We start from the raw sequence: 22,294 nt of genomic DNA, 5'->3' as shown, positions 1-22,294 counted from the left end.
GACCCCCCGAACCGCAGCGTCATCGGGGTGCAGGTGCAACACCTCCCGCCCGCGCTTCTTGGAATCCGTGCTATGCCCGCCGAAATCGAGCTGGCTGTGCAGCCGGGTCGCCGGCTGGTTGGCGATGAGCCACAACGGATGCCGCGCGTCCGGCGCGTCCTTCGGCGCCATCCAGGCGGGATGGCCGGGACAGTCGGCATACCCGAAACGATCGACATGGTCCGAGAAAATCTCGATCTTACCGCTGGGCGTCGGCAGGCTCGCGCCCTCCGGATCCTCGCGGAAGGCGCGCAGCATGCCGCCATCGTCCGCGGCGGACGGCAGGCGCAGCGCACCTTGTCGCCAGAACGTGTCGAAGTCCGGCGCGGCCACGCCCATCTTTGTCAGCCCCTCTTGGGTCCGCGCATAAAGATGGCGCAGCCATGCCTGCGCATCGCGGCCTTCGGTGAAAGCCTGTGCCGTACCCAATCGTTCGGACAGCGCGGTGAAGATCGCGTAGTCATCGCGCGCCTCGGCATAGGGGGCGGCGACCTTGTGCATGGCCACCATCAGCGGATCGGTCGGCGTGGTGCCGATATCCTCGCGCTCCAAGGTCATCGTGCAGGGCAGGACGATGTCGGCGTGACGCGCCGTCGCGGTCCACCCGAGCTCGTGAACGACAAGTGTATCGACCCGTGCGAAGGCCTTGCGCAGCCGGTTGAGATCCTGGTGATGGTGGAACGGATTGCCGCCGGCCCAATAGACCAGGCGGATGTCCGGATAGGTCAGCCGCTCCCCATTATAGTCGAACTGGCCGCCGGGATTGAGCAGCATGTCGGAGATGCGCGCGACCGGGATGAAATCCTTCACGCCATTCTGGCCTTGCGGCAAGGCGGCTGCCGGCACGGCGTTCGTCGTCTTGCCGTAATGGGCAAGCGCGCCTAGCGCGTAGCTGTGCCCTCCGCCAGGCAGGCCGATCTGCCCCAGCGCCGCCGCCAGTGCTACCGACGCCCATACCGGCTGTTCCCCATGCTCGGCCCGCTGCAGCGAGTGAGACACGACGACGAGGCTGCGCTTTCCGGCCAGTTCGCGCGCCAGGGCAGCGATCCGCCCGGCGTCCAGGCCGGTGATGCCGGCGGCCCAGGCCGCGTCCTTGGGCGTTCCGTCGCCCTGGCCCAGCACATAGGCCTGGAACCGGTCCCAGCCTTCGCAGTAGCGCGAGAGGAAGGCGCGGTCATGGAGGTCCTCGGTCACCAGCGTGTGGATCAGGCCCAGTATCAACGCAGTGTCGGTGCCGGGAGTGGGCGCGATCCACTCGGCCTTGGCCTCTTCCGGCAGGTCGTTGCGGATCGGGCTGACCAATACGAACTTGCAACCGCGCGCCTCCGCCTGGCGCATCGACTGCCGTTCCACGTGGCGGCTGATTCCGCCGCTGGCCACCATGCTGTTCTTCAGCGCCATGCCGCCGAACGCGATGACGATGTCGGTGTGCGCGATGATCTGTTCCCAGGTGACGTTGCGGCGGGTGATCGAGTCGAACGCGCCGAAGATATGCGGCATGATCACCGACGCGGCGCCGGAGCTGTAGCTGTTCACCGATCGCACATAGCCGCCGAGGGCGGTGTTCAGGAAGCGATGGACCTGGCTTTGTGCGTGATGGAACCGTCCGGCGCTGGACCAGCCATAAGACCCGCCGAACACCGCGCCTGGGCCATGCCGGTCACGGACGCGGCGCAATTCGGCGGCCAGCAGGTCCAGCACCTCGTCCCACGGCAGCGCCACGAAATCGTCGCGGCCGCGCGTGGCGTCGGGGCCTGGTCCGCGTTCGAGCCAGCCGCGGCGCACCATGGGCCGAGCGACACGCGCTTTGTGGCGGATGGCGTCAGGGAAGTTCTGCAGGATCAGATTGGGATCGGGGTCTTCCGCGTGCGGCTTGATGACCAGCCGATCGGCCTGCCAGGACGCCTCGAACACGCCCCAGTGGGAGCTGTGCATGAAGCGGCGGGTCGGCGCGGCGCCAGGACCAGGGGTGGCAACCATGGCGAGTCGTTCCGTATCAGCCACTGCGGCTTTGCTCCGATGCTGCTCTGGGTTTCAGTTTGACGTGAGTTGCGGGCCGATTGGAAGTCGGGTTTGGAAAGAATCTTGCCCGAAGCATGGGGGAGACGGCGATGTGTCCCCCATGTGCAACGCTGCTCATCGCGCAGCCAGGTCCCAGGCCAGGTCATCGATGCTCTCACGCTGTTCGCCGGGACGGGAGGCGCGAGCCATCGTCCCGGAGCGGACGGATACCAGGCGCGTCGTCAGCCAGTAGCCCGCCGCCGTGATCAGCAGCGTGCAGAGGGTCTGGATCCAGGCTTGCGGGATGACGAACATATAGATCAGGAAGCCGGCGACGGTCCAAAGCACGGCGATCGGGTTGAAGCCGCGCCAATACCAGTACGGGCCACTGCGCTCGAACAAGGCGACGACATCGATGCGCATCCGCTTCACGAGCAAGTAGTCGGCGACGAGGACACCGGCGATCGGGGAGAAGAAGTTTCCCAGCATACCAACATAAGACGTGTAGCCGTTGACCACATCCGGGAAGACCGAAAGGGCGATCCCAAGGATGCTGATGATCAGCGTGGTCCAGAAACGGCCCAGGCGCTCGAAGATATTCGAGAGGGAGAGGCCGCCTGTGTAGAGGTTGAGGACGTTGATCGTCCAATTGTCCAGCGCGATGACCAGGACCAGCAGCGCGAGCGGCAGCCAGCCCGACGTCAGGCCGGCGACGACCTGGAACATGTTGGCGACCTTGCCTTGCGTCGCCGCGGCGGCATAGGCGCCGAGGATCGCGGAGAACACCGAACCGCCCCATTTGCCGGCGGCGGTCCCCCACCACATGTCGAAGCGGCCGCGCGTGTAGCGGCAGAAATCGGCCGAGTCCGTCACCATCGTCAGGGAATTGGCGGCGGTCACGTTCAGCCAGGTGACGAACAGCAGCCAATTCCCTTTGGGACCGCCCGCATAGCCGAGGACGGCGGATGGCGCGAAGTTGGGATCGTCATGCGTCATCATGACCATCAGCGCGAAGAGCAGGACCCCGATCTTCAGCGGCAGTGCCGCTCGGGACAGTTGCTTCAGGCTGTCGTAACCGACGATCGCGACGAACGCCTGCAGCAGCGCGAACAGCAGGCTGACCGTCACCAGCGAATAATGGCCGCCGATCCAACGTTCGAGGACCGCGATCAGCGCGATCGAGCCGGCGACCGTCTGGAACGCGAACCAGTAGATGGATGCGAACGTCCGGATGAAGGACGGAATCCATTTGGCGCCGCGAAGCCCATAGGCCATGCGCGTCCCGACCTGGCCGGGCAATCCATAATCCACGCCGACTGTCGCCATGATCGTATAGGCGATGACGGCGATCGCCATCCCGATGGCGATGGCGCTGACCGCGCCGAGGAAGGAAAGGCCGGAAACGACGGCGAGGCCGCCGACAAGGATCGAACCGGGATTGAGCGCGAGGCCCAGGATGATCGAGAAGATATCAAGACCGCCGACGACTTTTTTCTCTTCCGGGATGGGCTCGATGCCAAATTGCTCGACGCCTTTCGGCTGGTGGTAGCGATGGCGGATGCGTTCTTCCAGTGAGGCTTCTGTATGCATGTGCTGCTTTCCTCGGCGGATCAGCATCAGTGTCTACAGATGTGGGGCAGTGTAAAGAGCAAGAGGGTTAAAATATAGGCAAGAACTGGATGTTTCAGAATCGATGGCGCATTATAAGACACATTGTGCACGTTTTATGTGTATACAGACTATTATATAGTCAATTTCCTGGCGGCGGTGCGCCGATATCAAAATGCCAATAGTGACCCCGTTATGGCCCGGTCAAGCCGGGCCATAACGGGAAAGGCTCAGATGCCGCCTTGAAAAATGCTTCACATGCACAACCGCTCGGGAGCATGGCCTTTCGTGCAGACTACTACGATCCAGCAACGATAGCGCCAGGATCAGCCTGGCAGCACCCGTTCCACGACGACGGACCGGCAATCCATCTCATAATCCAGTCCGATCACCGGCGGGCGGCAGAAATGCCACGTCAGGCCATGTCTCGCCGCACCGCGCGCGACGATCTCGGCGCCAAGGAAGGGATGGACGTCGTATACCGTGTAGACCTGCACCCCGGTCGTGTCCGCCCAGGCCGCGCCGACCGCCTGCATGCGCGCCTGCATCACCTCCAGAACGAACCGCGCCTTTTCCAGCATCGCATCGGGGGTGGTTTCGCCATGTCGGACCGTCTTGTCCTTGTAGGGACCCGTACCCTCCCGCGCCTCGCCGCTGCCGGCGATGACGAAGGACGGCGCGGCGCCCCGCGCGGGGCGGACATAGGAGAACGCGTGGAATGACGGTCCGGCGGGCTTGTCGATCTCGGGGCAGACATTGCTGCGCGCGACGGGGTTCTTGTCGTTGGCGAAAATCCCCCAGCGTTCCAGCGTGCCGCAATATTCACGGTTGAAGGCGATGAAGCCGGCATCGGTAAACGGCGCCGGCGATCGCAGTTCGCAGGCGCAGAACGCGGTGAGGGGCAAGCTCTCGGCCTGAAGGTAAGTCTCGATGCGTTTGAAACCATCGGCCAGGGGAACCGGGTTGGTGAAGCGTGCGCGTTCGATCGTGAAGCCGGGCAGGGCGGAGACACCGGCGGAATACTGGAATGGCCCGGGAACGTACCGGTAGCCCTGGAAATCGACGGTCATGCGTGGCTCCTGGCTCCAAGGGCTTCGGCGGCGGCGTGGAGGCAGGCCTCGACGCCGGGGATCCGGTTCAGCGGCGCACCGTTTTCCTGCATCAGCGTGATCGGGTCCGTTGCGATTCCGGGCGCGGGCGGCGTCTCAAGGAAACCGCCGATCGAGCGGCCGCGCCGGACCATCGCGGTTCCCAGCGGCTGGGCCAGGCGCTGGTACAGCGCCAGCCCGGCCTCGATCGTGCGTCCCGACAGGGCATCCGTCAGCCACGCCGCATTCAGCGCCGCCTTGGTGACGCCCGCAGCCACGTGCGGCCGGGCGACGAAGGCCGCATCACCGAGCAGTGCGACGCGGCCCGAGACGATGCGCGGCGAATCAAGATCGAAGATCGGTTGGAAGAACACCTCCGCCGTGCCGTTCATCAGCGCGGCGAAGGGCGGCGGCATCTGCTCCCGCACCTCTTGCCGGAAGGCCGCGACGACGTCGGGCCGGATCAGCGGCGGCGGTATCATCAGCCCGTGATATTGTCCGGTGGCATCGGTGCACATGTCGCGCAGCGTCTCCGCCGACCCGATCGGATGGTACCACATCCAGTTCAGCGCCCGCTTGCCGACGCCGGATTCGTCGTCGCGACCGGGGACGGGATAAGCCAGGATCAACTCTCGCCCCGGCAGGTAGAACGAGAAATCGCCGAAGATCGTATCCATCACCAGCGGCGGGACTTCATGCTCCGGCATCAGGCCGCGCCAGGCGATGTAGCCGGCGTATATGGGATCGTTGCCAACAAAACAGCATGATCGCACCGTCGATCGCAGCCCGTCGGCGCCGACCAGCAGGTCACCGCGCAGCCGGCTGCCGTCGGCGAAGATCGCGGTCACGCCGTCGGCGTCCTGCTCCACCCCGTCCAGTTGCATGCCGCCCTGGTAAACGCTGTCGGGCAGCAGGCGGCGCAATTCCTGGTACAGCCGGCCCCACGAGCTCATGACTTTCTGGAACGGCAGTTCCGCGGCGATCGAGCCGTCGCGCCCGAGGCAGATGCGGCGCCGGATCGGCACGCCGATCGACGGGTCCACCGTCGACCCGACCCGCCGCATGACATCAAGCTGTTCGGGATGCGTGCCGACCCCGACGCCGCGGCTGGCGAGGTCGCGGGGACTGCGCTCGAACACGGTGACGTCCCATCCAGCCTGTCGCAGCAGCAATCCGGCGAACAACCCGCCCAGCGATCCGCCGATCACCAATGCCCGGCGCATCAGGAGGGAAGGCCTTCGGGCATTACGGGATGCGGCGTCATCATCAGCTCCATGCTGACCGGCAGCATGGGCAAGGCCTGGCCATCGGGCAAGGCCGGATCCTGATGTGTGGGAAGGCCCCGAGGATTGGGGACGGCTTCAGTCCGGTCGGAAGAGGGCGGCCGACAGGCAACCACAGGACCCAGTCGCGCCGAACCCGCGCTATTTCCGGTCCAGGCTCAGGCGCCCGGCGCCATAGGCGACGATCTGGAGGAAACCACCCGCCATGCAGATGTTTTTCCAGAAGTGGATCATGCTGTTGGTGTCGCCCGGATGGTAATGCGCCGTGAAGGCGGTGGCGACGCACCAGGCGGCCAGGATCAGGGCGGTAACCCTGGCCCGGAAGCCAAGCAGGAACAGGGTCGCGGCGCCGATCTCGATCGCCAGCGTCAGCGCATAGGCAGCGCCGGGCACGGGCAGGCCCAGTTTGGCGAAATAGGCCATCGTCCCGGACGGGGCCATGGCCTTGCCGATGCCGCTATGGATGAAGATGAAGCTCATGGCCAGACGGCCCAGAAGCGCGATCCAGTCCATGGCGCGACCGTCAGCCGACCAACTCGGTGCCGGCGAAGAAATAGGCGATCTCCGTGGCGGCATTCTCCGGGCTGTCGGAGCCGTGGACCGAGTTCGCCTCGATGCTTTCGGCGAACAGCTTGCGGATCGTGCCCTCGGCGGCGTTGGCGGGGTTGGTCGCGCCCATCAACTCGCGATTGCGGGCGACCGCGTTCTCCCCCTCCAGCACCTGCACGACGACGGGGCCCGATGTCATGAACGTCACCAGGTCGCGGAAGAACGGGCGTTCCTTGTGCACGCCATAGAACGTCTCGGCCTGGGCGGTGGACATGTGCAGGCGCTTCTGGGCGATGATGCGCAGGCCCGCGCCCTCGAATACCGCGTTGATCTTGCCGGTCAGGTTCCGCCGCGTCGCGTCGGGCTTGATGATGGAAAACGTGCGCTCGATCGCCATGCGCGACCTCCTGTGAATGTCGATTGCGGCGGGTCAGTAAGGGTTTGTTCGGCTAAGAGCAAGGCGAGATCGCCGTATCGCGAATCTGTAGTCCAAAGACCGTTTCCGTGCTTTAACGGCATCATCCGGTTACAGCGGGGGGACGGGGCGACGTGAACAAGCTCGCGGAAGAGGCGCATGAGACGATTCATGAGCATGGCGGCCACGGCGATCCCTATGCCAAGCGGGTGGCGGTGCTGGTGTCCGCCCTGGCGGCGGCGCTGGCACTGACGGAGGTCGGAGCCAAATCGACCCAGAACGAGTATCTCAAGAACCATATCGCCGTGTCCGACGACTACGCCTTCTACCAGGCCCGCAACCTGCGCGCCCTGGTCAAGGACAGCGAGGCGAACATCCTGTCGCGCCTGCCGGGGGCCGACACCGCGAGCGTGCAGGCCGACATCAAGGCGGACCGGGAATACGCGGACCGGATGCGCGACGATCCCAAGACCGGCGACGGGATGAAGCAGCTTCTGGTGCATGCCAAGGAATTGGAGGAAGCCCGCGAGGAAGCCTTCCACCACTACCATATCTATGAATTGGCCGGGGGTGCGCTGGAGATCGCGATCGTTCTGGCCTCGGTCGCCGTGGTGACGCAATTCGGTGCCCTGGCCATTGCCGCCACCGGCATCGGCGGCGTCGCGGCCGTGGTAGCCGCTGTGGTTGCCCTGGGTTTCCTTTGACCGCACCGCCGGGCGCCGCGATAACGGGCGGATGGCGATCCTGGACATCCACGACCTTTGCGCCGGTCTTCACGGCACGCAACGCCTGATCGGGATCGATCTGGGCAGTAAGACGATCGGCCTGGCGCTGTCGGACGTGCGCCGCCGGCTGGCCTCCCCTTACGCCAGCATCCGGCGGCGAAAGCTGAGCGAGAATGCCGCCGAAATCGGCGAGGCGGCGTTGCGGGAGGGTGCGTTCGGCCTGGTCGTCGGCTTGCCGCTGTCGATGGACGGGACGGCGGGACCGGCCGCCCAGGCGGCCCGCGACTGGACGCATGCGCTGACGGCCGCCATCGGCCTGCCGGCGGCCTTGTGGGATGAGCGCCTGTCGAGCGCCGCCGTCAATCGCGGGCTGATCCACGAAGCCGACCTGTCGCGTGGAAAGCGGGCCGCCGTCGTGGACCGGTCGGCCGCGGCGTGGATGCTGCAAGGGGCGCTGGACGCGGTGGCGGAGCGGGCGGCCGGAGGAAAGCGGGACTGAGGAGGGGGCGGGCTCGTGCCCGCCGCCGTGGCTCAGACGACCCGGAAGTTCTTGAACTGCCAGGGATCGGCCATGTCGATGTCTTCGGGGAACAGCCGGCCGCGACCTTCCAGCGGGGTCCAGTCGCTATAGGCGCCGATCATGTCGCCCAGATAGGGTTCCGCGACCGTCAGGACCGTCTCGTGGTCCACATGGTCCGCCTCTACGACCCCCGCCTTCGGGTTGCGGATGGCCCAGACCATGCCGCCCAGCACGGCCGCCGTCACCTGCAGGCTGGTCGCGTTATTGTACGGCGCTGCCGTCCGAGCCTGTTCGATCGACAGGCGGGAGCCATACCAGTACGTGCCCCGCGCATGGCCCATCAGCAGCACGCCCAACTCATCCACGCCGGAGCGGATCTCATCCATCATCAGGCGCTGCTTCGGCTGGATCTCCCAGTTGCGGCCGGCCAGTTCGTGGACCGACAGCACCGCGTCGTCGCAGGGGTGATAGGCGTAATGCACCGTCGGCCGATACGCGACCGTATCGCCGTCGCGCACCGTGTAGTAGTCGGCAATGGAGATCGACTCGTTATGCGTGATCAGGAACCCATGGATCGGCCCGGCCGCCGGGGTCCAGGTGCGCACGCGGGTCGAGGCGCCTGGGCGCATCAGGTAGATGGCTGCGCCGCACCCGAAGTCGTGGCGCCTGCCGTCGGCGGGCAGGGCCGCCTCATGCGAGCCCCAGCCGAGTTCGGCGGGCTGGCAGCCTTCGCCCACGAAGCCGTCGATCGACCAGGTGTTGACGAACTCGCCGGGCTTCTTGGCGAAGGACGCGGTCTGGGTATCGCGTTCGGCGATGTGGATCACCTTCACGCCAAGTTCGCGCGCCAGGGCGGCCCAGCCGGCCCGCGTCGCCGGGATGGTCGTCCGGACATCCGTATCGCGCGCCAGGTTCAGCAGCGCCTGCTTGACGAAGTGCGAGACCAGCCCGGGGTTCGCGCCATGCGTCAGGACGGCCGTCGGGCCCGCGCCGCCGGCGATCGCCAGCGCGCTTTCCCGCAGCGCGTAGTTGGACCGCTGCGACGGCGTCAGGGATGTGTCGGTGTAGCCGCCGGCCCAGGGCTCGACGCAGGTATCCAGATACAGCGCACCCCGGGCCTGGCAGAACACGATCAGCGCGACCGAGGAGACGTCGACGCTCAGGTTCAGCAGGAAGTCGCCGGCGCCCACCAGCGCGCCCAGCGTGTCCGCGTAGTTGTCGGGGGTGATCGGCTGGACGACGAAGCGCACGCCGAACGCCTCGGCCACGGCCTTGCCGCGGTCGTCGCCGGTGACGATCGTGATGCGGTCGGCCGGCATGTCGATATGCCGCAGGATCAGCGGCAGCACGCCCTGGCCAATGCTGCCGAAGCCGAGGATGACCAGGCGGCCACCGAAAGCGACGTGTTTCATGGTTCGGAGTCCTTTATCGGCAAAGTCCGGACACCCCGTTTGACGGAGCGCCGGCGTCAGTGGACGGAAATGACAGTCAGGCAGCCAGGCGTTCGTCGCCGCCGGAAGTCGTTTCGTCGGAAACCTCAACGATCCGCGCGCGGTCGAACCCGTTGAAGGCGGTGCGCAGGCAGCCGCCATAGGCGCCGAGCTGTCCGATCTCGATCCAGTCGCCTTCGGCGATGTCGGCCGGCAGGATGAACGGGCCGCGCATCACGTCCGCACTGTCGCAGGTCGGACCATAGAAGGTGAAAGACCTGGTTTCAGACGATACCACACTGTTCGGCCGGACCATGCGGACCGGATAGCGGAACCCAAGCGCGCCGGCATCCGACAGGCCGCCATAGACGCCGTCGTTGATGTACAACGCATCGCCGCGCCGCAGTTGCACCTGCACCACGACAGACCCCGCCGCGGCCACCAGGGCCCGCCCCGGTTCGGCCCATAGCCGAGCGTTCGGGAGGGCGAGGCGGTCGAAGCCGTCCTCGATCTCGGCGAAGATGGCGCCGAGGTCGGGCGGGTCCTGGTCCGGATAGGCGACGGGGAAGCCGCCGCCAACGTCGACGATGTCGATCGAGACGGCAGCGGAACGGATTGCCCGCGCCGTCAAGTCCAGCGCCGCGCGCCAGGCCAGCGGATCGAGGCATTGCGACCCGACATGGAAACTGACGCCCAGCCGCACGGCATGCGGACGCGCCGCGCGCAGCAGGGCGACCGCATCGTCCATCGCGGCGCCGAACTTCCCGGACAGGTCCAGGCGCGCGCCACCCTTGGGCAGCGCGAGGCGTACGACCAGGCCCAACTCACCGGCGACGCCGGTGGCTTCGGTCTCGATCAGGATCTTGTCCAGTTCCTCGCGCGTATCCAGCACGAAGTCGCGCACGTCGTGCCGCGCCCAGGCTTCGCGGATCGCGCCGCGGGCCTTGACCGGATGCATGAAATGGATGTCGGCGTCGGGGAACATGTCGCGCACCAGCCGGACCTCCTGGGCCGAGGCGCAGTCGAAATGCCGCACGCCGCCGGCATGCAGCGCACGCAGCATCGCGGGGTCGGGGTTGCACTTCACGGCGTACAGGACGTCGCCGGGAAACGCCTCCACGAACGCAGCCGCGGTGGCGGCAGCGGTCGTCGGACGCAGGCAGTGGACCGGCTCCTCCGGGCGGTCGGCCGCGATCACGGCGTCCACGGTGGGACGCTGCAGCGGAGCGGCGTTTTCAGGACGGAACGAGCGGCGGAGAGGCGAAACGGCTTGGCGGGTACGGAAGACGGCAGACATCGCGGAATCCTCGCGGACAGACGGGCGCATGCGATGCGCCCGAAACGGAACGTGGGATTTGAACGAAGCCGGCGCGCGCGAGCGCTGCGGGCGGGGTTCAGACGATGCTGGTGGTACTTCGCATCGCGTCACTGCGGTCAGACATAGGCGTGTTCCCTAACGACCCCGACCCACGGTTGGCCGGACCTATCGAAAAGGACGCGTTTACGTCGTTGCTGTGCCCTAGGGGTTGTCCCTTGGGGGGCTCGCGGCACGTGCGGATGCGTCATCGCCCCGGTGTTGAGGCGAGCCGCGTATATAGGGTCATTCCCTTCGGGATGTCATGCGTTTTTTGTCCCCCGGCCTGCGCTTATCGCATGTCATGGTTAACGCCGCTTAGTTGACCCCGCACAGGGAGAGGTATTCCCAGACCAGGGTGGCGGCGGCGAGGGCGGTGATCTCGGCATGGTCGTAAGCCGGGGCGACCTCGACGATATCCATGCCAACGAAACGAACTGTTCCCGATCTGCTTGCGCCGAGACCGCGCAGGATCGCCTGCGCTTGCCAGGAGGCGAGGCCGCCGATCTCCGGCGTGCCGGTGCCGGGCGCGAAGGCAGGGTCCAGGGCGTCGATGTCGAAACTCAGGTAGGTAGGCGCTTCACCAACGACCGACCGGATGCGTCCGACGACGGCGGCGGGGGTGGAGGCGTGAACGTCCTGGGCCGACAGGATCGTGACCCCCTGGGCGCGCGTCCAATCCGTGACGTCGTTCTGCGCGGGAGAGCGGACGCCGACCTGGATCATCCGCTTGGGATCGACCAGGCCTTCGTTGATCGCGTGATAGAACGGCGAGCCATGCGCGTAGGCCTGGCCGAAATTGTCCGGCCATGTATCGACATGCGCATCCACATGCAGCAGGGCAAGCGGCTGGCCGAGGCGCGTGCGCAGCGCGCGCAGCAGCGGCAGGGTGACGCCGTGTTCGCCGCCGAGGGCGATCAGGTGGCCGATGCCGGCGGCTTGTGCCTCGATGGCGGAGAGGCTGGCCTGGATGTCGCCCAGGGCAAGCTCAAAATCGCCGATGTCGGCCAGATCCAGGCGGGCCGGCTCGATCCGGTGCACCGGATGGTCGCCATCCGTCAGCATCCGGCTCGCGCGGCGGATCGCGGCGGGGCCTTCGCGCGTGCCCGGCCGGTTGGTGGTGCCGATGTCCATCGGGATGCCGGCGACGACGAAACGCGCGGACCGGTTCGTGTTGGCGACGCCCAGGAAGCTGGGCGGGACGGCATAGGTCGGGAGGCCGGCCATGGTCTCTTCCTGTGGTTGAGGAGCACGCCGCGCTTGTAGGCCACCGGCGCGTCTGATCAAATCACGGCAAGCAAATCGATGAACGGGATCGAAACCATGTTCCAAGACGCCGTGCGGGATGAGGCGGCGCTCCGTGCCGCCCTGGCCGAATGCGACATCGCGCCGATGCTGATGGTGCTGACGCAGCTCAGTGGCGACATGACGATCCTCGATGAGGTCGCGCCGCACATCCAGGGGGCCTGGAGCTTCATGGAAGCGGTGCCGGAGCACCTGAAGCAGAAGGTCCGCGACCGGCTTGTCGATGTGCTGAAGGACTACGCGGCGACGGGCCGGGAACCGCCCAGGGACCTGCCGGCGGACATGCTGCAGCGGATGATGAGCGCCGGGGTCGGGCAGACGGTGCCGGCCGATTACATCCCGCTGCTGGTCGAGGAGACGGACCTCAACGGCGATGACGCGCGCGCGGAACGCTGGCATCGCACGCCGGATGCGGCCACGCTGGCGCGCTATCCCGTCGCGATCATCGGCGCAGGGTTTTCCGGCCTGTGCATGGCCATCCGCCTGCGGCAGTTGGGCATCCCGTTCACCGTTTACGAAAAGAACCCGGACGTCGGCGGCACATGGCTGGAGAACCAATATCCCGGCTGCGCCGTGGATACGCCGAACCACTTCTATTCCTACTCGTTCTTTCCGAACCCGAACTGGACGCGCCATTTCTCCCGCCGGGACGAGTTGCTGGCCTATATCCGGTCGGTGACGGCGCATTTCGCGCTTCGGCCGCATATCCGGTTCAATACCGAAATCACCCGCGCCGTGTTCAATGAGGCTCAGGCGGCCTGGGTGCTGACCCTCTCGACCGGGGAAACGGTCGAGGCCAAGGTGCTGGTCAGCGCCGTCGGGCAGTTGAACCGGCCCTTCATCCCCGACATCGCGGGCATGGACCGGTTCGAGGGACCCGTGTTCCACACCGCACGCTGGGACGCCTCGGTGCCGTTGGCAGGAAAGCGGGTGGCGATCATCGGCACAGGGGCGTCGGCCATGCAGACCGGGCCGTCGATCGCGCCGGAGGTCGAGCGGCTGCTGGTGTTCCAGCGCACCCGTCATTGGGCCGCCTTCAATCCCAATTACCACAAGGAGGTGACGGCCGGGCAGAAATGGGCGATCGCGCATGTGCCCTATTTCGGCAAATGGATGCGGTTCCAGCTTTTCTGGGCTGGCTCCGACGGGTTCCACGCCACGCTGAAGGTGGATCCCGACTGGACCCAGCCCGAGACCTCTCTCAACGAAGCCAATTGGACCATGCGTCAGACCATGATCGACCATATCCGCTCGGAATTGGACGGTGACGAAGCCCTGATTGCAAAGGTGGTGCCGCCCTATCCCCCTTATGGCAAGCGGATGCTGCGGGACAACCATTGGTACAAGATGCTGAAGCGGCCAAACGTGGACCTGGTGACCGAAGGGATCGACCATATCGAGGCGGACGCGATCGTCACGCACGACGGTGCCCGGCACGCGGTTGACGTGATCATCCTGGCGACGGGGTTCACTGCGTCGAAAATGTTGTGGCCGATGGACATCCAAGGACGCAACGGCGAAACGATCCGCGGCCTGTGGGGCGACGACGACCCGCGCGCCCATCTGGGCATCACGGTGCCGGGGTTCCCGAACCTGTTCCTGACCTATGGCCCCAACACCAACCTGGCGCACGGGGGCAGCATCATTTTCCACAGCGAATGTCAGGTCCGTTACATCACCCAGGCGCTGGTCGACATGATCGAGAAGGGCCTGGACTCGATCGAGGTCCGACCGGAGGCGCATGACGACTACAACCGCCGTGTCGACGCGGCGCATCAGGGGATGGTCTGGGCGCATCCGGGGGTCACGAGCTGGTACAAGAACAAGGATAACCGGGTGACCGTGACCTCGCCCTGGACGTTGCTGGATTACTGGACGTTGACGCGCCGGTACCGGCCGGCGGAGTTCCTGGAGACGCAGGACGCCTGAAGTCACGTTTTCTCGGGGTTCGCCGTACGCCGGAAACTGGGCGCCGCCTCGCTCGTTTTGCTCCCATTGAACGCGTTGCCAATGGAAGCTGATGTCCGGTCATTTGAGGTTCGTGGCGCTGGTTGGCGCCTTTCTTTTGCAGAGCATCCTGATAAGGCCGGCACAGGCAGGAATCGTGGATACCGCGGCCCAGCGCGAGTACGCTAAAGTATTGAACCGGCTTCCGGCCGTGCCAGCCTCCCGCGTCGTGCGCATCGACCATTCGGGCCGCAAGGAGAAGGGGCGTGCGTCCTACTACGCTCGGCATTTCGCCAACCGGAAGATGGCAGACGGCCGGCCCCTGAACCCCAACGCCAACATCGCGGCCAGCAAGCAACTCCCCCTCGGGTCGGTGGCCAAGGTGACCAACCTGATGAACGGCAGGACCGTCACCGTGAAGGTCGAAGATCGAGGTCCCTATATCGTCGGCCGCGTCATCGACCTCGCACCCAAGGCTGCGCGGGCGTTGGGCATGCAGCAGGAAGGCGTGGTCCCGGTGGAGGTCGCGCCGATTACGGTGCCGAACCGGGATGGCGTGATCATGCTGGGCGCCGGTGCGGCCGATGCGTCACCGTCCGAGGTGCAGGACGCGTTGGAAACCACGGCCGCCTTGCGCGGCCTGCCGTCCCCGGCCCAGGAGGAAGCCAGCCGCTGAGCGGGCTTACCCCAGGACCCGTCCGGCGACGGCGTCCAGCTTGGCCGCCAGTACCTGGCTGCGCTGGCCGAGCGCCGTGATGATCGCGTTGTCCAGCGCCCGGTCGCAGCCGCAGGGGCACAGCTCCCGCGGCGTGCCCAGTTGGGGGACGACCTGCTTCACCAGCCCGCGCGCGTTGTCGGCGTTGCCCAGCAGCACCCGAACGACCGCCTCCACGGTCACGTGGTCATGGTCCGGATGCCAGCAGTCGAAATCCGTCACCATGGCAACGGTCGCGTAGCAAAGCTCCGCCTCCCGCGCCAGCTTGGCTTCCGGCATATTGGTCATGCCGATGACCGAGCAGCCCCAGGCGCGATAGAGCTCGCTTTCGGCCTTGGTGGAGAATTGTGGGCCTTCCATCACCAGATAGGTGCCGCCGCGCGTCACCGGCAGGCCCATCCCCTGGCAGGCGCCGAACAGGGCGTCCCCCAGCCGAGAGCAGACCGGATGGGCCATGGAGATATGGGCGACGACGCCTTCGCCGAAGAAGCTCTTCTCGCGGGCGAAGCTGCGGTCGATGAACTGGTCGACGATCACGAAATGGCCCGGTGGCAGGTCTTCGCGCAGGCTGCCCACGGCCGAGAGGGACAGGACGTCGGTGACGCCGGACCGCTTCAGGGCGTCGATATTGGCGCGGTAGTTCAGGTGGGTGGGGGAGGTCGGGTGACCGCGTCCGTGCCGGGGCAGGAAGACGCATTGGATGCCGGCCAGCCGGCCGAACAGCAGCTCATCCGACGGATCGCCCCAGGGGGTTTCGACCTTGCGCCAGGTTTTGTCCTCCAGCCCGTCGATGTCATAGAGGCCGGAGCCTCCGATGATGCCAAGGACGGGCTGGATCACGGTCAGTGCTCGACGTCCGCCCAGACCTTGCGCTTCACCGCATAAGTCAGGCCGGTCATCACCATCAGGAAGAGGATGACCCGCACGCCCATCTGCTTGCGTTCGGTCAGCTCCGGATTGGAGGCCCAGGCGAGGAAGGTGACGACGTCGTGCGCTTCCTGGGCCAGGTTGTTCGGGGTGCCGTCGGTGTAGTCGACGCTGCCGTCCTGCAGGGGCTGCGGCATCGCGATCTGATGGCCGGGGAACATTTTGTTGTAGTGCATCCCGTCCTGCATCTTGAATCCGGCCGGCGGGTTCGTGAAGCCGGTCAGGATGCCATAGACGTAATTGGCATGCCCTTCACGCGCATTGACGATCAGCGACAGGTCGGGGGGCAGGGCGCCGCCATTGGCAGCACGTGCGGCCTGGGGATTCGGGAAGGGCGAGCGGAACTCATCCGCGGGCGTCGCGGGGCCTTCCTTCGGATTGCCTTGGTCGTCCACGCCCTGCGGCACGGTCACCGCCGCTGCCACTGCCTTGATCTGCTCCGGCGACAGGCCGATGCCCGCCAGGTCGCGATAGTGCAGCATCTGCATGGAGTGGCAGTTGGAGCAGATCTGCGAATAGACCTGGAAGCCCCGTTGCGCGGCGGCGAGGTCGTAGGTGCCGAACAGGTTGTTGAAGCTCCAGTTCTCGTGCGGGAGCTGCTCTTCCTGGGCGTGGGCGGCCGGGACCATGGCCGCGGTGGCGAGCAGGCCGGCGGCGAACGCGCCGGCGATCAGGGAACGCAGCTTCGACATCACGCCTTCTCCATCGGCTTCGCGGCGGCGCTGGCCGGCAGGGGTCCGCCGCCACGCCCGATCACTGGCTTGCTGATGCTTTCGGGCAGCGGCAGCGGACGCTCCAGCTTGCCCAGCAGCGGCAGGATCACCAGGAAATGCGCGAAGTAGTACAGGGCTCCGATCCGGCTCAGGATCACGAAGATGCCTTCAGGCTTGTTCATGCCGCACCAGCCCAGCGTGACGAACGCAATGACCAGCAGCCAGACGAACTTGCGATACAGCGGGCGGAAGCGGGCGCTGCGCACCGGCGAGGTATCCAGCCAGGGCAGCACGAACAGCACCAGGATGGAGCCGAACATCATGCACACGCCCAGCAGCTTGTTCGGGACGGAGCGCAGGATCGCGTAGAACGGCAGGAAGTACCATTCGGGGACGATATCGGCGGGCGTCTGCAGCGGGTTGGCGGGGATGAAGTTGTTCGGGTCCCCCAACGCGTTCGGGAAGAAGAACACGAACGCGGCGAACACCATCAGGTAGACGCAGATCCCGACGCTGTCCTTGACCGTGTAGTACGGATGGAACGGCAGCGTGTCCTGCGGGGACTTCACGTCGATGCCCAGCGGGTTGTTCGAGCCGACGATGTGCAGCGCCGCGATGTGCAGGAAGATGACGCCTACCAGGACGAACGGCAGCAGGTAGTGCAGCGCGAAGAACCGGTTCAGCGTCGGGTTGTCGACCGAGAACCCGCCCCACAGCAGCGTCACGATCTTCGGCCCGATCCAGGGGAAGGCCGAGAACAGGTTGGTGATGACGGTGGCGCCCCAGTAGGACATCTGCCCCCAGGGCAGCACATAGCCCATGAAGGCGGTCGCCATCATCAGCAGAAGGATGACGACGCCCAGCATCCACAGCAGCTCACGCGGGGCCTTGTAGGACCCGTAATAGAGTCCGCGGAAGATGTGCACATAGGTGACGATGAAGAACATCGACGCGCCGTTCTGGTGCACGTAGCGCAGCAGCCAGCCGTAGTTCACGTCGCGCATGATGTGCTGGACGGAGGCGAAGGCCAGCTGCGTGTTCGGCTGGTAGTTCATCGCCAGGAAGATGCCGGTGGCGATCATGATCAGCAGATTGACCATCGCCAGCGCGCCGAAGTTCCAGAAGTAGTTGAAGTTCTTCGGCGTCGGGAAGACGCCGTACTCCTTCTGCATCATCGTGATGACGGGCAACCGCGTGTCGATCCAGTTCAGCACCGGATTGGCGATTTCGCTCTTGTGCAGACCAGCCATGTCTCAGCTTCCTGTGCGTCTCGGAACGGTCTCAACCGACCTTGATCTTGGTATCGGATTCGAACGCGTACGGCGGCACGTACAGGTTCAGCGGCGCCGGGCCGTGTCGGACACGCCCGGAGGTGTCGTACTGGCTGCCATGGCATGGGCAGAACCAACCGCCCCATTCGCCACGCGGATCGGAGGGCTTGTTGCCCAGCGGCACGCAGCCCAGATGGGTGCAGATGCCGATCAGCACGATCCATTGCGAATGACCCGCCTTGACCCGTGCCGAGTCGGCCTGCGGCTCGATCAGGTCGCCCAGCTTCACGTCCTCGGCCGCCTTGATCTCCGTCGGGGTGCGGTAGCGGACGAAGATCGGCTTGCCTTGCCAGACGATGGTGATGCCCGACCCTTCCTGGATTGGCGTCAGGTCGACCTCGACCGACGACAGCGCCAGCACGTCCTTGGACGGGTTCATCGAGTCGATGAACGGCCAGGCGATCGCACCGACACCGATCGCGGCGCCGGCGGCGGTGACGAGGGAAAGGAAATCGCGTTTGGAAGGGTCGGTCGGGGTGTGATGAACAACGGCGGCAGTCGAGTCGGCCATACTTTCCCTCACAGTGCCATAGACGGCTCGGACCTCTTTGTATCCGATCGCGAGCCAACCCGTCGATCGACCCGGAGAGCAGCCGTGTCGAGCGCCGTCGCGTCACAGGACAGGGATCGCCACGCCGATCTGGCGGCAGGGTGGCCCGTCTGCAACACTCCGACGCCAGGGGGTTACCCCGAGGATTGCCCAGGAACAAGCCCAAATGACCGAAAATCTTTCCAAAAGGCCATATGACGGTTCCGATGCGGCGGCTTATGTTGCATTGAAGCCAGAGGCGCGTACTTGGTTTGAATCCTTGCGCGACCGCATTTGCGCCGCGTTCGAGGCGATCGAGGACGACCATGGCGGAGACCGGCCCGCCGGCCGTTTCCGGCGGACGTCCTGGCGGCGCCCGACCGAGGATGGCTCCGACGGCGGCGGCGGCGTCATGAGCATCATGCATGGACGGGTGTTCGAGAAAGTCGGCGTCAACGTCTCCACCGTCTCGGGGGTGTTCAGCCCGGATTTCCGTGCGCAGATCCCCGGCGCCGAACAGGACCCGCGCTTCTGGGCAAGCGGCATCAGCCTGGTCGCCCATATGCGCAGCCCCAAGGTGCCTGCGGCGCACTTCAACACGCGGATGATCGTCACCACCCGCGGCTGGTTCGGCGGGGGCGGCGACCTGACGCCCATGCGGTTGGAGACGGGATCCGCCCGGGCGGACGCGGCCGACTTCCATACAGCGTTCAAGACCGCCTGCGATCGCCACGACCCTGACTATTACCCGCGGTTCAAGGAATGGTGCGACCGGTACTTCTACCTGCCCCACCGCGACGAACCGCGCGGCGCGGGCGGGATTTTCTATGACCACCATGCCTCGGGCGACGCCCGGGCGGACTTCGCGTTCACCCGCGATGTCGGGGCAGCGTTCCTGGATGCCTATCCGCGCATCGTCCGCCGGCGCATGCACGAGCCTTGGACCCAGGCGGACCGGGAACACCAACTGATCCGCCGCGGCCGCTATGTCGAGTTCAACCTGCTTTACGACCGGGGCACGCTGTTCGGCCTGAAGACCGGCGGGAACGTGGAGGCGATCCTGATGTCGCTGCCCCCCGAGGTCCGTTGGCCCTAAGGGGGCATGGGCCGGGGACGGGCGCCACCCGTTATTTTTTATTGTAACGTTCGATCGCCTCGGCGATCAGGCGCCGAGCCTCGGCAGCGTTGCCCCAGCCGAGGACCTTGACCCATTTGCCAGGCTCCAGGTCCTTGTAGTGCTCGAAGAAATGTTGGATCTGCTCGATCGTGATCTTCGGCAGGTCCGTATAGTCACGCACATTGACATAGCGCTGCGTCAGCTTCGGCGACGGCACGGCGATGATCTTCTCGTCCCCCCCGCCGTCGTCCTCCATCTTCAACACGCCGACCGGCCGCACATTGATGACCGCGCCGGGAACGATCGGCCGTGTGTTGGCGACCAGCACGTCGATCGGGTCGCCATCGTCGGACAGCGTATGCGGAACGAAGCCGTAATTCCCGGGGTAGCGCATCGGCGTGTAGAGGAACCGGTCGACCACCAGCGTGCCGGCTTCCTTGTCCATTTCGTACTTGATGGGTTCGCCTCCGATGGCGACTTCCACGATCACGTTGACGTCTTCCGGGGGATTTTTGCCGATCGAGACGGCGTCGATACGCATTCCAGGGCTCCTTCTTCGCAGCCGCACATAACCAAGTGCCGCTGGGACATCAATCGAACATTCTGGGAGTCAAGGAATACCCCTTTAACTCAACGTATTGCCGCATCTTTTTGCCACGATTTGTGATAAAGGCGGTCCATCAACCTGACGGGATGCGTGAATGTCGGGAAAATGGGCGCATCGTCTCGCGTGGCCGTGTCTTCCGCTCCTCCTGTCCCTGGCGGCGTGCGGTTCCGGCGGCGGCGCCAATCTCGGCCAACGCGCCCAGATCGAATGTGCCCCTTTCGCACGGGCGCTCACCGGAGTCTCCCTGACCGGAGACGCCGCTGACTGGTGGCTTCAGGCCCGGGGCCTTTACGACCGAAGCGACACCCCCGCGGTCGGCAGCATCCTCGTCCTGCGCCGGTCTCGCCGTCTGCCCGAAGGCCATGTCGCGGTCGTTTCCGAGGTATTGTCGGCACGGCAGATCACGGTCACGCAGGCGAACTGGGTGCATGGCCGGGTGACCCAGGACCAACTGGTGGAGGATGTCTCCGGTGCGGGAGACTGGAGCTTGGTCCGGGTTTGGTGGCCGCCGGCCGGGCAAATGGGCGTGACTGACTATCCGACCTTCGGTTTCATCAGGCCCGACCGTCCGGCGGGACATGACCGCCTGATCGCGATGACGCCGGCGGCGATCCGCCTGGCGGAGCAGGGATGGTAGACGCACGCCCGACCGGAGTAGGGTCATTTCGATGAATCCCGCCGAATACGCACTGCCCTGATGACGCGCCGCTCCTGGCTCTGGATCCCCGCCATCCTCGTCGTCGCGGGCATCGGCTATCTCGCCTGGAGCAAGCTCCAGCCCCCTGGACTTCCACCCGGCATCGCATCCGGCAACGGTCGGACCGAAGCGACCGAGATCGACATCGCCGCCAAGATCGCCGGGCGCATCAAGGACATCACCGTGGACGAAGGCGACTTCGTCACCCAGGGCGAGGTCCTTGCTCACATGGACACGGCGACGCTGGATGCGCAGAAGCGGGAGGCAGAGGCGCAACTGCAGCGCGCGATCATCGCCGTTTCGACCGCGCAGGCGCTGCTGAACCAGCGCAATGCGGAGCGGACCGCGGCGCTTGCCGTGGTCGACCAGCGAAACGCGGACGTGGATGCGGCGGACCGGCGCCTCGCGCGGTCACAGGAGCTGGCGCCGCGGGCGGCCGTGCCGATGCAGACGCTGGACGATGACCGCGCCCGCTCACTCGCCGCCAAGGCGGCGGTGGCGGCGGCCCAGGCGCAGGCGGCGGCGAGCGAGGCGGCGATCGGCGCGGCGCAGTCGCAGGTGATCGACGCCAAGGCGGCCGTGGACGCCGCGCGTGCCAGTATCGAACGCATCCAGGCCGATATCGACGACAGCACCCTGACGGCCCCGCGCGACGGACGGGTGCAGTACCGGGTCGCCCAGCCCGGCGAGGTGCTATCGGCCGGCGGGCGGGTGCTCAACATGATCGATCTGAGCGACGTCTACATGACCTTCTATCTGCCGACAGCCGAGGCAGGGCTGGTCGCGATCGGAGCCGAGGCCCGGATCGTGCTGGACGCCGCGCCGCGATATGTCATCCCGGCGAGCATCTCATTCGTCTCGGACGTGGCGCAATTCACCCCCAAGACGGTAGAGACCGAGGAGGAGCGGCAGAAGCTGATGTTCCGCATCAAGGCTCGAATCCCGCCCGAGTTGCTGCGTAAATACATTAAGCAGGTGAAGACCGGCCTGCCGGGCGTCGTCTACGTCAAGCTGCGGCGGGACGCGCAATGGCCGGGCACGCTCACCGGGACGCTGGTGCGGTAGTGGAGACGGGCCCGGCCGATGTGAAACCGGCGGACGTCACGCCGGTCGCTCGCCTGGCTGATGTCCGCCTTGCCTACCACAAGACCGTGGCCCTTGACGGGCTGACGCTCGATATCCCCGCGGGGCGGATGGTCGGGTTGATCGGACCGGACGGCGTGGGCAAATCCAGCCTGCTGTCGCTGGTGGCAGGCGCGCACGCGATCCAGACCGGGCGCGTCGAGGTGCTGGGCGGGGACATGGCCAGTGCCGAACATCGCCGCCGCACCTGCCCGCGCATCGCCTACATGCCGCAGGGACTGGGCAAAAACCTCTATCCAACGCTCTCGGTA

At 66.0% G+C, this 22,294-nt stretch carries 22 protein-coding genes; 8 read left to right on the top strand and 14 right to left on the bottom strand.

The genetic code is table 11. From position 1 onward, the window contains the following. The 6 genes from VHB27_RS07620 to ndk form a co-directional block, all read right to left on the bottom strand. On the bottom strand, nt 1-2,019 hold a 2,019-nt coding region (locus tag VHB27_RS07620; RefSeq protein ID WP_325598871.1), incomplete at its 3' end, for a molybdopterin-dependent oxidoreductase. Between the two features lie 156 nt (nt 2,020-2,175). After that, complete coding sequence (locus tag VHB27_RS07615) at nt 2,176-3,630, bottom strand: purine-cytosine permease family protein (protein WP_325598869.1); 1,455 nt, start codon at nt 3,628-3,630, stop codon at nt 2,176-2,178. Nucleotides 3,631-3,974: 344 nt separating this feature from the next. Beyond that, complete coding sequence (cnbZ, locus tag VHB27_RS07610; RefSeq protein WP_325598867.1) at nt 3,975-4,718, bottom strand: 2-amino-5-chloromuconate deaminase CnbZ; 744 nt, start codon at nt 4,716-4,718, stop codon at nt 3,975-3,977. Further along, on the bottom strand, nt 4,715-5,959 hold the full coding sequence (locus tag VHB27_RS07605) for an FAD-dependent monooxygenase (RefSeq protein ID WP_325598865.1): 1,245 nt from the start codon (nt 5,957-5,959) through the stop codon (nt 4,715-4,717). The genes cnbZ and VHB27_RS07605 overlap by 4 nt, the downstream gene beginning before the upstream one ends. A 201-nt stretch (nt 5,960-6,160) precedes the next feature. Next, complete coding sequence (locus tag VHB27_RS07600; RefSeq protein WP_325598863.1) at nt 6,161-6,532, bottom strand: DoxX family protein; 372 nt, start codon at nt 6,530-6,532, stop codon at nt 6,161-6,163. 10 nt (nt 6,533-6,542) lie between these two features. Continuing rightward, on the bottom strand, nt 6,543-6,965 hold the full coding sequence (ndk, locus tag VHB27_RS07595) for a nucleoside-diphosphate kinase (RefSeq protein WP_325598861.1): 423 nt from the start codon (nt 6,963-6,965) through the stop codon (nt 6,543-6,545). A 152-nt stretch (nt 6,966-7,117) separates the two neighbouring features. On the opposite strand from ndk, the gene VHB27_RS07590 reads away from it, so the two are divergent. Both VHB27_RS07590 and ruvX read left to right on the top strand, forming a co-directional pair. Continuing rightward, nucleotides 7,118-7,687, top strand: a complete 570-nt coding sequence (locus VHB27_RS07590) for a DUF4337 family protein (RefSeq protein ID WP_325598859.1) — start codon at nt 7,118-7,120, stop codon at nt 7,685-7,687. Nucleotides 7,688-7,718: 31 nt separating this feature from the next. Beyond that, a complete protein-coding gene (gene ruvX, locus VHB27_RS07585) occupies nt 7,719-8,207 on the top strand; it encodes a Holliday junction resolvase RuvX (RefSeq protein ID WP_325598857.1) in 489 nt (162 codons plus the stop codon). A gap of 32 nt (nt 8,208-8,239) precedes the next feature. Here ruvX and VHB27_RS07580 read toward each other — a convergent pair whose 3' ends face one another. From VHB27_RS07580 to speB, 3 genes are all read right to left on the bottom strand, one after another. After that, entirely contained in the window at nt 8,240-9,640 is a 1,401-nt protein-coding gene (locus VHB27_RS07580; RefSeq protein ID WP_325598855.1) for a homospermidine synthase, read from the bottom strand. Nucleotides 9,641-9,716: 76 nt separating this feature from the next. Next, on the bottom strand, nt 9,717-10,955 hold the full coding sequence (locus VHB27_RS07575) for a type III PLP-dependent enzyme (protein ID WP_325598853.1): 1,239 nt from the start codon (nt 10,953-10,955) through the stop codon (nt 9,717-9,719). A 375-nt stretch (nt 10,956-11,330) separates the two neighbouring features. Next, nucleotides 11,331-12,239: an agmatinase gene (gene speB, locus VHB27_RS07570; RefSeq protein ID WP_325598851.1), complete on the bottom strand. Its 909-nt coding sequence runs from the start codon at nt 12,237-12,239 to the stop codon at nt 11,331-11,333. A gap of 96 nt (nt 12,240-12,335) precedes the next feature. On the opposite strand from speB, the gene VHB27_RS07565 reads away from it, so the two are divergent. Both VHB27_RS07565 and VHB27_RS07560 read left to right on the top strand, forming a co-directional pair. Continuing rightward, complete coding sequence (locus tag VHB27_RS07565; protein WP_325598849.1) at nt 12,336-14,246, top strand: NAD(P)-binding domain-containing protein; 1,911 nt, start codon at nt 12,336-12,338, stop codon at nt 14,244-14,246. 175 nt (nt 14,247-14,421) lie between these two features. After that, nucleotides 14,422-14,940 (top strand): septal ring lytic transglycosylase RlpA family protein, encoded by a 519-nt coding sequence (locus tag VHB27_RS07560; RefSeq protein ID WP_325598847.1) that lies wholly within the window; start codon nt 14,422-14,424, stop codon nt 14,938-14,940. A gap of 6 nt (nt 14,941-14,946) precedes the next feature. Here VHB27_RS07560 and VHB27_RS07555 read toward each other — a convergent pair whose 3' ends face one another. Genes VHB27_RS07555 through petA form a run of 4 tightly spaced genes read right to left on the bottom strand, consistent with a single transcriptional unit; the run spans nt 14,947 to nt 18,461 of the window. Further along, a complete protein-coding gene (locus VHB27_RS07555) occupies nt 14,947-15,819 on the bottom strand; it encodes an S-methyl-5'-thioadenosine phosphorylase (RefSeq protein ID WP_325598845.1) in 873 nt (290 codons plus the stop codon). A gap of 2 nt (nt 15,820-15,821) precedes the next feature. After that, nucleotides 15,822-16,598 (bottom strand): cytochrome c1, encoded by a 777-nt coding sequence (locus VHB27_RS07550; RefSeq protein WP_325598843.1) that lies wholly within the window; start codon nt 16,596-16,598, stop codon nt 15,822-15,824. Next, entirely contained in the window at nt 16,598-17,869 is a 1,272-nt protein-coding gene (locus VHB27_RS07545; protein ID WP_325598841.1) for a cytochrome b, read from the bottom strand. Before VHB27_RS07545 ends, VHB27_RS07550 begins: the two co-directional genes overlap by 1 nt. 31 nt (nt 17,870-17,900) lie before the next feature. Then, nucleotides 17,901-18,461 (bottom strand): ubiquinol-cytochrome c reductase iron-sulfur subunit, encoded by a 561-nt coding sequence (gene petA, locus VHB27_RS07540; RefSeq protein ID WP_325598839.1) that lies wholly within the window; start codon nt 18,459-18,461, stop codon nt 17,901-17,903. Between the two features lie 205 nt (nt 18,462-18,666). On the opposite strand from petA, the gene hemF reads away from it, so the two are divergent. Next, entirely contained in the window at nt 18,667-19,575 is a 909-nt protein-coding gene (gene hemF, locus VHB27_RS07535) for an oxygen-dependent coproporphyrinogen oxidase (RefSeq protein ID WP_325598837.1), read from the top strand. Nucleotides 19,576-19,606: 31 nt separating this feature from the next. On the opposite strand, the gene ppa is transcribed toward hemF, so the two are convergent. Then, nucleotides 19,607-20,137, bottom strand: coding sequence for an inorganic diphosphatase (gene ppa / locus VHB27_RS07530; RefSeq protein WP_325598835.1), 531 nt, complete (start codon nt 20,135-20,137; stop codon nt 19,607-19,609). 160 nt (nt 20,138-20,297) lie between these two features. Here ppa and VHB27_RS07525 point away from each other — a divergent pair, with 160 nt between their 5' ends. From VHB27_RS07525 to VHB27_RS07515, 3 genes are all read left to right on the top strand, one after another. After that, nucleotides 20,298-20,840 carry a CHAP domain-containing protein gene (locus tag VHB27_RS07525; RefSeq protein ID WP_325598833.1) on the top strand — a complete coding sequence of 181 codons (543 nt, stop codon included), beginning with the start codon at nt 20,298-20,300 and terminating at the stop codon, nt 20,838-20,840. Between the two features lie 60 nt (nt 20,841-20,900). After that, nucleotides 20,901-21,965, top strand: coding sequence for an HlyD family secretion protein (locus tag VHB27_RS07520; protein WP_325598831.1), 1,065 nt, complete (start codon nt 20,901-20,903; stop codon nt 21,963-21,965). Continuing rightward, the coding region (locus tag VHB27_RS07515) for an ATP-binding cassette domain-containing protein (protein WP_413788618.1) at nt 21,965-22,294 on the top strand (330 nt) is incomplete at its 3' end. The genes VHB27_RS07520 and VHB27_RS07515, both read left to right, overlap by 1 nt.

It is taken from the genome of Rhodopila sp. (assembly GCF_035548235.1).
In the GTDB taxonomy this organism is placed as follows: domain Bacteria; phylum Pseudomonadota; class Alphaproteobacteria; order Acetobacterales; family Acetobacteraceae; genus Rhodopila.
This window is presented reverse-complemented; position numbering and strand designations above follow the sequence as displayed.